This is a genomic window from Microbacterium sp. K35 (assembly GCF_004794375.1).
Classification (GTDB): Bacteria; Actinomycetota; Actinomycetes; order Actinomycetales; family Microbacteriaceae; genus Microbacterium; species Microbacterium sufflavum.
On record NZ_SSDM01000270.1, the window covers coordinates 1 to 11,887 of the forward strand.

The following is an 11,887-nucleotide window of genomic DNA, read 5'->3' on the forward strand; positions in this document are numbered from 1 at the left end:
CCGGCCCCCCGCCGCGACGGCGGGAGCCCGGCGGTGTCGAGGGGCAGAACCTCGGGCCGCGCGCGGGGCGTCAGGCGGCGGTGTCGAGGGGCAGAACCTCAGGCCGCGCGCGGGGCGTCAGACCCCGGCCGCCGCGTCCGGCACCGCCGGTGCCTGCTGCGCGATGCGCTGGTAGTCGTCGACCGTGAGGTCCTCGCCGCGGGCGGTCGGGGCCACGCCGGCGGCCGTCAGCACCTCGGTCGCAGCGGCCGAGCTGCCGAAGACGCCGGACAGCGCCTGGCGGAGCATCTTGCGGCGCTGGTTGAACGCGGCATCGACGATCTCGAAGGTGCGGCGACGCTCGGCCTCGGAGCCGCGCTCGCCCTCCGACCGATCGAACCCGACGAGCAGGCTGTCGACGTTCGGGACGGGCCAGAACACCTGCCGTGACACCGTGCCGGTGAGCCGCCACTCGCCGTACCACGCGGCCTTCACGCTCGGGGAGCCGTAGATCTTCGACCCCGGCTTCGCCGCCAGGCGCTCGGCCACCTCGGCCTGCACCATCACGACGCCCCGATGCAGGTAGGGGAAGGTCTCGAGGAAGTGCAGCAGCACCGGCACCGACACGTTGTACGGCAGGTTCGCGACCAGGACGGTCGGCTCGCCGGGCAGCTCGGCCACCCGCAGCGCGTCGGCATCGACCACCGTGAGCGCCCCCTCGGGCACGCCGTGCTCGGCGGCGGTCTGCGGCAGGCGGGCGGCGAGGCGGTGATCGATCTCCACGGCGGTGACGGCGGCCCCGGTCTCCAGGATCGCGAGTGTCAGCGAACCCAGGCCGGGCCCCACCTCGACCACGCGCTCGCCCGGCTGCACGCGCGCGGCCTGCACGATCTTGCGGACCGTGTTCGCGTCGGTGACGAAGTTCTGGCCCAGCTTCTTGGTGGGGGTGACATCGAGCTCGGCGGCCAGTCGGCGGATCTCGGCGGCTCCGAGCAGGGTGACGGTCATGCGTCCATTCTCGCCGAAAGCCCGACCGTCCCCGGCACTCGCTATCCTGCGGGGATGCCCTCCCTCGGTGAACTGATCGCTCCGCGGCGCATGGGCAGGGACTTCCGCTGGCTGCTCGCGTCGTCGTGGACGAGCAACATCGGCGACGGCGTGGCGCTGGCCGCCGCTCCCCTGCTCATCGCCTCGATGACCTCGTCGCCGATCCTCGTCGCCTCCGGCGCCGTCCTCCAGTTCCTGCCCTGGCTGCTGTTCGGCCTGCACGCGGGGGCCATCGCCGACCGCTTCGACCGTCGGCGCCTGGTGATGATCGCGAACGCCGCGCGGGCGGTCGTGCTCGCGGCGCTGTGCGTGTTCCTCGTGACGGGCACCGCGAACATCGGGATCGTGCTCGCGGTGGCCTTCCTGTACGGCTCGGCCGAGGTGTTCGTCGACACCGCGAGCAGCACGCTGCTGCCGATGATCGTGAAGCCGGACGACCTCGGGATCGGGAACGCCCGGCTCCAGGCCGGCTACCTCGTGGCCAACCAGTTCGCCGGTCCTCCCCTCGGGGCGTTCCTGTTCGCCGCGGGGCACGCCTGGCCGTTCCTGGTCGAGGTGCTGTGCGTCAGCCTCGCGGTCGTGCTGATCTCCCGCATGGCCCGCACGCCCGTGCCACCCCGGGCGGACGCCGCCGCGCACCCGCCCGTGCACACCGACATCGCGGAGGGGCTGCGCTGGCTGTGGCGCAACCCGCCCGTGCGCATGCTGGTGATCATCATCCTCGTCTTCAACGTCACGTGGGCGGCGCCGTGGGGCGTGCTCGTGCTGTACGCGACCGAGCACCTGCAGATGGGCCCGGTGGGGTACGGCGCCCTCACCACGGCGTCCGCGGCCGGCGGCATCCTCGCGACGTTCAGCTTCGGATGGCTCGAACGGCACGTGTCGTTCGCGACCCTCATGCGCATCGTGCTCTCGCTGGAGGTGCTGATGCACCTGGCGTTCGCGCTCACCACCGCCGGCTGGGTGGCGCTGATCATCATGTTCTTCTTCGGCGCGTACGCCTTCGTGTGGGGCACGATCTCCACGACCGTCCGGCAGCGCCTCGTGCCCGCCGAGCTGCAGGGACGCGTCGCCTCGGTCAACATGGTCGGGGTGTTCGGGGGCATGATCGTCGGCCAGGCGCTCGGCGGAGTGATCGCCCAGCTGTGGGGGCTCACCGCACCGTGGTGGTTCGCGTTCGGCGGCGCAGCGATCACACTGCTGCTGGTGTGGAGGCCGATCTCGCAGATCGTGAGCGCGAAACCGGTCGCCCAGACCGGCCCGGACGACGTGGACGCTCAGTCGGTGAACGAGCCGTAGACCCGCAGGGTGTTCTCGGCGAGCTGCGCGGACAGCTCATCGACGCCGATGCCGAGCTCGGCGGCCAGGAAGCGGACCGTGATCGGCACGAGGTAGGGCGCGTTCGGGCGTCCCCGCAGCGGCGTCGGCGTGAGGAACGGGGCGTCGGTCTCCACCAGAAGGCGGTCGAGCGGCGTGACCTTCAGCGCGTCGCGCAGGTTCTGCGCGTTCTTGAACGTGACGTTGCCCGCGAACGACAGGTGGTAGCCCGCGTCGGCGCACACCCGGGCCATCGCGGCGTCGCCGGAGAAGCAGTGGAACACCGTGCTGTCGGGAGCGCCCACACGCGACAGGGTCTCCAGCACCGCGTCGTGCGCGTCGCGGTCGTGGATCTGCATCGCGATGCCGTGCTTCTTCGCGAGCGCGATGTGCGCCTCGAACGACTCGAACTGCGGCCCGCGGCGCTCCGGCTCGGTGCGGAAGAAGTCGAGCCCGGTCTCGCCGATCGCGCGGGTGCGCGGATGCGCCGCCAGCTCGTCGATCACCGCGAGGGCCTCGTCGAGACCGACACCGCCGCGACGGCCCTGCTCGGCATAGGTCGGCGCGTCGTTCGGGTGGATCGCCACCGCGGCGAGCACGCGGGGGTCCGAAGCCGCCGCCTCGACCGCCCAGCGCGACGACTCGATGTCGCCCGATGCCTGCACGACCCCGGCGATGCCCACGGCCTCGGCGCGGTCGAGCTGCTCCGTCAGGCTCAACGGCTCGTCGCCGTCCATGATCTCCAGGTGCGCGTGGTTGTCGTACACCGGGACGGCGAGGGGCTCAGGGGCTGCGGGATACCGCAGGTCTTTGCGCCCGTCGCCGTCTCGGCGCTGCACGTACGTCTCGGTCATGGGGTGTCGGTCAGGCCGTGGACTCCACGCGCGGGAACAGCGGCGCGAGGCCGTTGACGCTCGTGCCCGGCTTCAGCACGCCCCACGCCCCCGCCTCACGGATCGGCTGGTCCTGCAGACGGCCCAGCGTCTCGGCGGCGCCCAGTGCGATCCACAGCTTCTCGGTGGACTGCGGCATCACCGGCGACAACAGCACCGCCAGGGCCCGCAGGCCCTCGGCACACGTGTACAGCACCGTGCCCAGACGCTCGCGCTTCTCGTCGTCGCGGGCCAGCGCCCACGGCTCGTTCTCGGTGATGTAGCCGTTGAGCGCGTCGACGATGGTCCAGATCGCGGATATCGCCTCGTCGATGCGGAACTGGCCGATCGCGGCATCCGCCTTCGTCGCGGCGTCGGCGACGATCTTCTGGATCGCGAGGTCCGCCTCGGTGTACTCGGCCGCCGGCGGGACGATGCCCTCGAAGTACTTCTCGATCATCGCGGTCGTGCGGGAGGCGAGGTTGCCGAAGCCGTTCGCGAGCTCGGCCTGGTAGCGGGCGGACAGGTCCTCCCAGGAGAACGAGCCGTCCTGGCCGAACGCGATCGCCGACAGGAAGTAGAAGCGGTAGGCGTCGGAGCCGAACACGTCGGTGATCTCGGTCGGCGCGATGCCGGTCAGCTTCGACTTCGACATCTTCTCGCCGCCGACCAGCAGCCAGCCGTGCGCGAACACGCCCTTGGGAACGTCGAGCCCCGCCGCCATCAGCAGCGCGGGCCAGATCACCGCGTGGAAGCGCAGGATGTCCTTGCCGACCACGTGGTACGCGGGCCAGCGGCGCGCGAACGTCTCCTCGTCGGAGCCGTAGCCCACGGCGGTGGCGTAGTTGAGCAGCGCGTCGACCCACACGTAGATCACGTGCGACTCGTCCCACGGCAGCGGGATGCCCCAGTCGAACGTGGAGCGCGAGATCGACAGGTCCTTGAGCCCCTGGCTCACGAACGACACGACCTCGTTGCGCGCCGAGTCCGGCCGCACGAAGTCGGGCTCGGTCTTGTACAGCTCGAGCAGCCGGTCCTGGAACTCGCTCAGCTTGAAGAAGTAGTTCTTCTCCTGCAGCAGCTCCAGCGGCTTGGAGTGGATCGCACACACCTTCAGCCCCTCGAAGGGACCGGTGCCGTCGACGATCTCGGACTCCGGCTTGAACTCCTCGCAGCCCACGCAGTAGAGCGCCTCGTACTCGCCCGCGTAGATGTAGCCGCGGTCGTACAGGCGCTGGAAGAACGTCTGCACGTTGGTCTCGTGGCGCTCCTGCGTCGTGCGGATGAAGTCGTCGTTGGCGACATCGAGGGTCGTCAACAGCGGGAACCAGCTCTCGCTGACCAGCTTGTCCACCCACTCCTGCGGCGTCACGCCGTTGGCCGCCGCCGCCCGCAGCATCTTCTGCCCGTGCTCGTCGGTGCCCGTGAGCATCCAGGTGTCATCCCCCGCCTGGCGGTGCCACCGCGCGAGCGTGTCGACCGCCACCGTCGTGTACCCGTGGCCGATGTGGGGCACGTCGGACGGGTAGTAGATGGGCGTGGTGATGTAGAAGGATTCGCCTGCGGGCATGGGGACAATTCTAGGTGCCCCCATGCCGCAGGTTACGCCGGTGCGCGCTCAGAGCGCGTTGCGTCGTGCGACCTCGCCCAGCCACGCCAGCGACGGCTTCGGGAACCGCTCGAACGTCTCGTGGTCGAACCCGATCAGCCCGAAGGTCGGCCGGAAGCCGCTCGCCCACTCGTAGTTGTCCAGCGCGCTCCAGTGCTGATACCCGCGCACCTCGATGCCGTCCGCGATCGCGCGGTGCAGGCCCTCCAGTGCGCCCTGCGTGTAGGCGATGCGGCGGGTGTCATCGGCCGTGGCGATGCCGTTCTCGGTCACGATCACCGGCACCCCGCCACTGCGCTGCCACGCGCTGCGTACCCCCAGCTCGAGCGCGGGCGGGTAGAACTCCCACCCGGTCAGCGTCGTCTCCACGTCGTCGGCGACCGGCCGCGGGCCCTCCGGACCGATGAACGTGCGCGTGTACGCCTGCACGCCCACGAAGTCGTCACCGGCCGACTGCTCCAGGTACCAGTGGTCGCGCGGGTCGCCGTAGGCCGCCAGCATCTCGTCGGCGCCCGGCTCGCCCGTCGAGTGGAAGGCCTGGGTCGCGATGGTCCACCCCGCCTGCGCGCCCGGCACGGTGTGCACGAGTTCGGAGGCCCGGCGGTGCGCGGCCAGCAGCGTGTCCGCCACGGCGAGGTCGGGATTGGGCAGGCCGTAGGCGACGAGGTTGGCCGCGTCCTCTCCCCCGGCCAGCATCGCGGCGATGTTGGGCTCGTTGATCGTGCACACGTAGCGCACGCCGTCGAGGATGGGCAGCACGGTCTCCACGTAGCGCGAGAACAGGTCGACCGCGTCGCCCGCGCGCCAGAAGCCGTCGCGCTGAAACCACTGCGGCACCGTGAAGTGCATGAGGGTGACCGTCGGGTCGAGCCCGTGCTCCCGTGCGGTGTCGATCATGCGGCGGTAGTGGTCGAGCATCGCCCGTGACACGAAGCCGCGCTCCGGCTCGATCCGCGCCCACTCGACCGAGAAGCGGTAGGAGTTCAGCCCCGCCTCGGCCAGCAGCCGCATGTCCTCCGGGTAGCGGTGGAAGTGGTCGGCGGCGTCGCCGGAGGGCTCGACCATGGGCGAGTCGGGGGCGTGCTCCATCGCCCACCAGTTGCTCGTGGTGTTGTTGCCCTCCACCTGATGGGCGGCGGTCGCGGCGCCCCAGAGGAAGCCGTCGGGGAATGCGAGCACGGATGCGCTCCTCTCTCTTTCTTGCAGATCTCCCGGCGCGGTTCAGCGCGCGCGGGAGGGGTTGGGCACGGCGTCGAGCAGCTCGACCGTGTACGGGTCCTCGGGGTGCTGGAGCACGTGCGAGGTCTCGCCGCGCTCCACGACCCGTCCGCCGTTGAGCACCAGGATGTTCTCGGTGACCAGGCGCGCGCTCAGCAGGTCGTGCGTGATGTAGAGCATGCTGATGCCCCAGCGCTCACGCAGGTCCTCCAGCAGCGCGAGCACGCCGGCACGCAGCGACACGTCGAGCATCGACACGGGCTCGTCGGCGATCAGCACCTGCGGGTCGCTCGCGAGCGCACGGGCGATCACGACACGCTGCCGCTGTCCGCCGGAGAGCTGGTGCGGCAGCTTGGCCGCGAACTGCTCGACGGGCGTGAGGCCGACGGTCTCCAGCAGTTCGAGCACGCGCGCCCGCGCCTCGGTGCCGCGCAGCGTCGTGTAGTTGCGGATCGGGCGGGACAGCGCATACTCGACCGTGTGCAGCGGGTTCAGGGCCGCATACGGGTCCTGGAACACCATCTGCACGTCCTTGCGGAGGTCGCGCAGGCCCCGGCGCTTCAGTGCGGCGACGTCGGTGTCGCCGAAGCGGATCGTGCCGGCGGTGGGCTTCTCGACGCCGGTGAGCATCTTCGCGATCGTCGACTTGCCCGACCCCGAGGCGCCGACCAGCGCGAGGGCCTCCCCCGGCTCCAGCCGGAAGGACACGTCGTCGACCGCGACCACCGGCTCCTGCCCGCGCCGCGGCGCCGGGTACCGCTTGGTGACGCCGTCCACCACGATCGCGGCGTCCGCGCGCCGGGTGTCGCGCGCAGACACGGTCGGCAGGGTCTCGGTGACGTCGGTGCGGCTGCGGCCCTCGCGGCGGCGGGTGCCCACATCGAGGAACCCGGGGATCTCGATCTTCTCCGCCCGGGGGTCGGCGTAGTGGCTCAGCAGCATGCGCGTGTACTCGTCCTGCGGACGGTGCAGGATGTCGTGGCTCGGGGCGTCCTCCACGATGCGGCCCTCGTGCATCACCATGACCCGGTCGGTGGCCTCGAGCACGATGCCGAGGTCGTGGCTGATGAGGATCGCCGTGAACCGCTCCGACCGCTGCAGCTCCTGGATCGTGTCCATCACCGCATGCTGCACGAGCACGTCGAGGGCCGTGGTCGGCTCGTCGAACACCATGAGCTGCGGCTCCAGCGACAGCGCGAGGGCGATCGAGGCGCGCTGCCGCATGCCGCCCGAGAGCTCCCCGGGGTAGCGGTCGAGCACCTCGGGCTTCAGTCCGACCTTGCCCACGAGCTCGCGGGCCCTGGCCTCACGGGCCTCGCGGGGCACATGTCCGTGCGCGGCGAAGATGTCGCGGAAGTGACCTGCGACCGTGCGCACGGGGTTGAGCGCGTTCATGCCCGACTGCAGCACCATCGCGAAGCCGCCCTGCCGCTGGCGGCGCAGTCCCTCGGCGTCGAGCTCGCGGATGTCGCGCCCGTCGAACAGGATGCGACCGCCGCTGATGCGCGCCGGGGGCTTCTGCAGCCGGGTCAGCGCGAACCCGAGCGTGGACTTGCCCGACCCGGACTCGCCGACGAGTCCGACGAACTCGCCGCGTCGCAGCGTGAACGACACGTCGTGCACGGCCTGCACGGGCTGCTGCCCCGGGGAGGCGTACTCGACGGACAGGTTCTGCACGTCGAGGAGGATTCCGGCGTTGCTATCCGAGGTGTGCGCGGTCATGGCGCTCATCGCCCCTTCCCTTCCCGCAGGCGCGGATTGGAGATGCCGTCCACGCCGAAGTTGATGAGTGTGAGGCTGAGGGCCAACAGGGCGATGCACAGACCGGGGGCGAACAGCAGCAGCCACTGCCCGGTGAGCAGCGAGTTGGAGTTCTGCGCCCAGTAGAGCATGGTGCCCCAGCTGACGATGCTGGAGTCGCCGAGGCCGAGGAACTCCAGGCCCGCCTCCGCCAGGATCGCCGCGGTGGCCGCGCCGAACAGGGTCCCCGCGATGATCGAGGTCATGTTCGGGAGGATCTCGCGGAACACGATGCGGGCCCTGCTGTCGCCGGAGAACTGGGCCGAGGTGACGAAGTCGTTGCCGCGCAGCGACTGGGTCTGGCTGCGCAGCACGCGCGCGCCCCACGCCCATCCGGTGACCACGATCACGGCGATGATCATGAGGATGCCGCCGTTCTGCAGGTACGCGGCGATCACGATCATGAGCGGCAGGCCGGGGATCACGAGGAACAGGTTCACGATGAACCCGACGACCTCGCCGGCGAAGCCGCGCATGTACCCCCAGCTCAGGCCGATCAGCACCGCGACGATCGTGGAGAGGATGCCGGCGGCGAAGCCGACCAGCAGACTCACCTGCGCACCGTAGATCAGCTGGCTGAGCACGTCCTCGCCCGCGGCGGTCGTGCCGAGCCAGTGCTCCCACGACGCGTCGGCGTTGCGCTCGAAGCCGTTCTCCTTCGGGCCGTACGGCGCGAGGAGCGGCGCGAACACCGCGACCAGGACGAAGAAGGCGAGGATGCACAGCCCGAGCCGTGCCTTGCCGTTGGCCCACAGGGTGCCGACCATGCGCCCGAAGGAGCGCCACGGGCTGGGGGCAGCGATCCGATCGGCCGGGATCTTGACGTTCATGGTGGAGGTCATCGTCTGGTCCTCGGGTCGAGCACGCAGTGCAGGCGGACGGGGAAAGGAGGGATCATCATCGGCGCGTCCTCGGGTCGAGCACCCCGTAGAGGATGTCCACGAGGAAGTTGGCGATGAGCACGCTCACGGTGATCATCAGGAACAGCGCCTGCATGAGCGGGTAGTCCTGCCCGATCACGGCGTTGAACAGCAGGTAGCCGATGCCCGGATAGCCGAACACCTGCTCCACGAGGATCGACCCGCCCACCACGCCGCCGAGCGTGAGCCCGAAGCCGGTGAGGTTCGGCAGGATCGCGTTGCGCGCGGCGTAGCGGAGCGCGATCGTGCGCCCGCGCAGCCCGTTGGCCTCACCGAAGGTGATGTAGTCCTCGCCGAGCGTGTTGATCATGGCGTTGCGCATCCCGATGATCCAGCCGCCGAGCGACGTGAGCAGGATCGTCAGCGCCGGCAGGAACGCGTGACGCACCAGATCGACGATGAAGTCCCACGTGAACCCGGGCGTCGTGGTCGCCGAGTAGGCGCCGGTCGTCGGGAACCAGTGCAGCACGTACCCGAGGAAGAACAGCAGCAGCAGCGCGGTCCAGAAGTACGGGAAGGTGCTGAGGAACGAGCCGGTCAGCGTGGGCAGCGAGTCGAGCCAGGTGCCGCGCCGCCACGCGGCCATCACGCCGATGAGGGTGCCGATCACGAACGCGAGGATCGTGACGATGCCCACCAGGCCCAGCGTGTACGGCAGCGCCGTGGACACCATGCTCGACACCGACTGCGGGTAGAACGTGTACGAGACGCCGAAGTCGAGCCGTACGACCTGACCGAGGTAGGCGACGTACTGGTCCCACAGCGAGCCGGTCGGCACGCCGAGCTGCGCCTCGATCGCGGCCCTGGTCGCATCCGACACGGGTCCGTTCTGCGAGAGCTTGGCGATTGCGGCGTCGGCGGGCGAGCCGGGCATCATGCGCGGGAGGAAGAAGTTCAGCGTGACCGCGGCCCACAGGGTCAGCACGAACAGGCCGAGTTTCTGGGCGACGTACTTCACTGGTCGTCTCCGTTCACTCGCTTCAGGTGGGTGAAGATCATCAGGGGCGCCGAGTCGTAGTTCTGCGGGATCATGTACGGGTCGTCGGCGGACGGCCACCCGGTGAACTTCGCGTCGTTGAACAGGCCCCAGATGCCGCCGTAGTACATGCCGATCACGGGCAGCTCGTCGTACACGATGTTCTGCAGCTCGTGCACGATCTCGCCCTGGCGCTGCGGGTCGACCGTCGCGCGGTACTCCGCGAGCAGCGCATCGGCCTCCGGCGAGCGGTAGCGCTCGAAGTTGTTCGTGGTCGACTCCCCGGACGGCACGTAGAAGTCGCTGGAGAGCAGGCTGTTGAACGCCTGGTAGACGTCGCCGTTGCCCATGCCGCCGATCGCCATCTCGAAGTCGCCGTTGCCGATCGCGCTCTGGTAGCCCGCGGGCTGCGGCAGCTTCAGCGAGACCTTGATGCCGATGTCTCCGAGCTGGCGCTGCACGGTCTGCGCGGCGCGGGTCCAGTCGGAGAAGCCGTTCGCGGTGGTGAGCGAGAACTCCAGCTGCTCGCCGTCCGGCCCCACCAGCCGATCGCCGTCGAGCGTGTAGCCGGACTCGGCGAAGGCGGCGAGCGCGGCGTCCTCGTCCTGCGCGATCATGCCCGCGTCGGGGATCTCGGGGTCGAGGTACTGCTCCTGGTTCGGCAGGATCAGGCCGGTCTGGCCGGCGGGCTTCATGTAGCCCTCGGACGCGGTCTCGGCGATCTCCTCGCGGTCGAGCGCGAGCGCGATGCCGCGGCGCACGTTGACGTCGTCGAACGGGGCGACCTCGAGGTTCGGCACCAGCGAGATCACGCCGCCCGGCGGGAACCACCAGGTGTTGTCCGGGCTGGCCGCGCCCCACGTGCCCTCCACGTCGGAGATGAACGCGTACGCCCAGTCGTAGCCGCGCGTGACGGTGTCGAGCTGGCTGTTGGTCGCCGGGAGGATGATGTGCTCGATCTCGATCCGGTCGGCCTGCCAGTAGTCGGGATTGCGGTCCATCGAGTACTGCTGATCGTTGTAGTTGCCGAGCACGAACGGGCCGGTGCCGACCGGATCCTCGTTGCGCCAGGTGCCCGGATCCTGCACGTCCTTCCAGATGTGCTCCGGCACGATCATGGTCTGGCCGAGGATCGACAGCGACGGGGCGTCCTCGCTCTGCAGGTGGAAGACCACGTCGGAGCCGTCGACCTCGACCGAGTCGATGTGCTGCCAGGCGCCCTTGATGTCGAGAGACGGCTCATCCTTCAGCAGCTGGAACGTGAAGGCGACGTCGTCGGCCGTGAAGTCCTCGCCGTCGCTCCACTCGACCCCGTCGCGCAGCGTCATCACGATCGTGCGGGCGTCGGGCTGCGACCACGCGGAGGCCAGCCACGGGTTGAGCTCGCCGTCGAGCGGGTTCACCAGGATCAGCGGCTCGTAGATCCACCGCGAGGCGGTGCGCGTGTTGGTCAGGTACGGGTTGAAGTTCTTCGTGAAGAACGGGTTGCCGTGGTCGGCGTTGATCAGCATCGTGTCCTCGCCGATGGAGGGGTCGGGCTGGGAGCTGATCTGGATGCTGCAGCCGCTGAGCGCGATCGCCGCGGCCGCGAGCCCCACGACGGCGGCTCTGCGCCAGCGTCGGAAGGTGTGCGTCTCTGCCACTGGGGGACCTCATGTCGTCTCTGTCATGATGGGCGCCCCACGGGTCGGAGCGTCCGTCGGCCGAAGCCGCATGAGCGAGTGTAAGCGCATACATTTGTGATCGGCAACCCCTTGACACCGCGCTCCCGTCCGTTCGAGGCGCGTCAGGAGGGTCGCGCGGAGCTCTCCCGCAGGAGGATCTGCAACGGCAGCCGCACCACCGCGGGCGGGGCCTCCGGCTCCTCCAGCCGGCGCGCCAGCACCTGCACCGCGGCGCGGCCCAGCTCGATCATCGGCTGCCGGATCGTCGTCAGCGGGGGGACGGAGAGGGCGGCGGCGTCGATGCCGTCGAACCCGGTCACGAGCACGTCGTCGGGCACGCGCACGCCCGCGCGGTGCAGCACGTCGACGACCCCCAGCGCCATCTGGTCGTTCGCCGCGACCACCGCGGACGGGGGTGCGCCGTCGCGCAGCAGCTCCTCGGCCGCGCGCCGCCCCGACGCCCGCGTGAAGTCGCCGCGCAGCAG

Annotated in this window: 10 protein-coding genes; 1 reads left to right on the forward strand and 9 read right to left on the reverse strand. The window is 70.0% G+C overall.

The genetic code is table 11. The features are described from left to right. Nucleotides 1–117: 117 nt before the first annotated feature. On the reverse strand, nucleotides 118–987 hold the full coding sequence (rsmA, locus tag DW299_RS10255) for a 16S rRNA (adenine(1518)-N(6)/adenine(1519)-N(6))-dimethyltransferase RsmA (protein ID WP_136036521.1): 870 nt from the start codon (nucleotides 985–987) through the stop codon (nucleotides 118–120). Nucleotides 988–1,041: 54 nt separating this feature from the next. Between rsmA and DW299_RS10260 the strand changes: the two genes are divergently transcribed. After that, a complete protein-coding gene (locus DW299_RS10260) occupies nucleotides 1,042–2,325 on the forward strand; it encodes an MFS transporter (protein ID WP_136036522.1) in 1,284 nt (427 codons plus the stop codon). On the opposite strand, the gene DW299_RS10265 is transcribed toward DW299_RS10260, so the two are convergent. The 8 genes from DW299_RS10265 to DW299_RS10300 all read right to left on the reverse strand — a co-directional run. Beyond that, entirely contained in the window at nucleotides 2,304–3,197 is an 894-nt protein-coding gene (locus DW299_RS10265) for a TatD family hydrolase (protein WP_136036523.1), read from the reverse strand. The two genes, DW299_RS10260 and DW299_RS10265, sit on opposite strands and share 22 nt — an antisense overlap. 10 nt (nucleotides 3,198–3,207) lie before the next feature. Next, on the reverse strand, nucleotides 3,208–4,785 hold the full coding sequence (gene metG, locus DW299_RS10270; RefSeq protein ID WP_136028589.1) for a methionine--tRNA ligase: 1,578 nt from the start codon (nucleotides 4,783–4,785) through the stop codon (nucleotides 3,208–3,210). 48 nt (nucleotides 4,786–4,833) lie between these two features. Beyond that, nucleotides 4,834–6,003 carry a glycoside hydrolase family 1 protein gene (locus DW299_RS10275; RefSeq protein ID WP_136036524.1) on the reverse strand — a complete coding sequence of 390 codons (1,170 nt, stop codon included), beginning with the start codon at nucleotides 6,001–6,003 and terminating at the stop codon, nucleotides 4,834–4,836. A 42-nt stretch (nucleotides 6,004–6,045) separates the two neighbouring features. Further along, complete coding sequence (locus DW299_RS10280) at nucleotides 6,046–7,773, reverse strand: ABC transporter ATP-binding protein (protein WP_240744477.1); 1,728 nt, start codon at nucleotides 7,771–7,773, stop codon at nucleotides 6,046–6,048. Next, complete coding sequence (locus tag DW299_RS10285) at nucleotides 7,770–8,684, reverse strand: ABC transporter permease (RefSeq protein WP_136028587.1); 915 nt, start codon at nucleotides 8,682–8,684, stop codon at nucleotides 7,770–7,772. The genes DW299_RS10280 and DW299_RS10285 overlap by 4 nt, the downstream gene beginning before the upstream one ends. A gap of 55 nt (nucleotides 8,685–8,739) precedes the next feature. Next, nucleotides 8,740–9,720 carry an ABC transporter permease gene (locus DW299_RS10290; protein WP_136028586.1) on the reverse strand — a complete coding sequence of 327 codons (981 nt, stop codon included), beginning with the start codon at nucleotides 9,718–9,720 and terminating at the stop codon, nucleotides 8,740–8,742. After that, nucleotides 9,717–11,381 carry an ABC transporter substrate-binding protein gene (locus DW299_RS10295; RefSeq protein WP_136036525.1) on the reverse strand — a complete coding sequence of 555 codons (1,665 nt, stop codon included), beginning with the start codon at nucleotides 11,379–11,381 and terminating at the stop codon, nucleotides 9,717–9,719. Before DW299_RS10295 ends, DW299_RS10290 begins: the two co-directional genes overlap by 4 nt. A gap of 143 nt (nucleotides 11,382–11,524) precedes the next feature. After that, nucleotides 11,525–11,887, reverse strand: a 363-nt coding sequence (locus DW299_RS10300; protein WP_136036526.1) for a substrate-binding domain-containing protein, incomplete at its 5' end; no start/stop codon positions are given.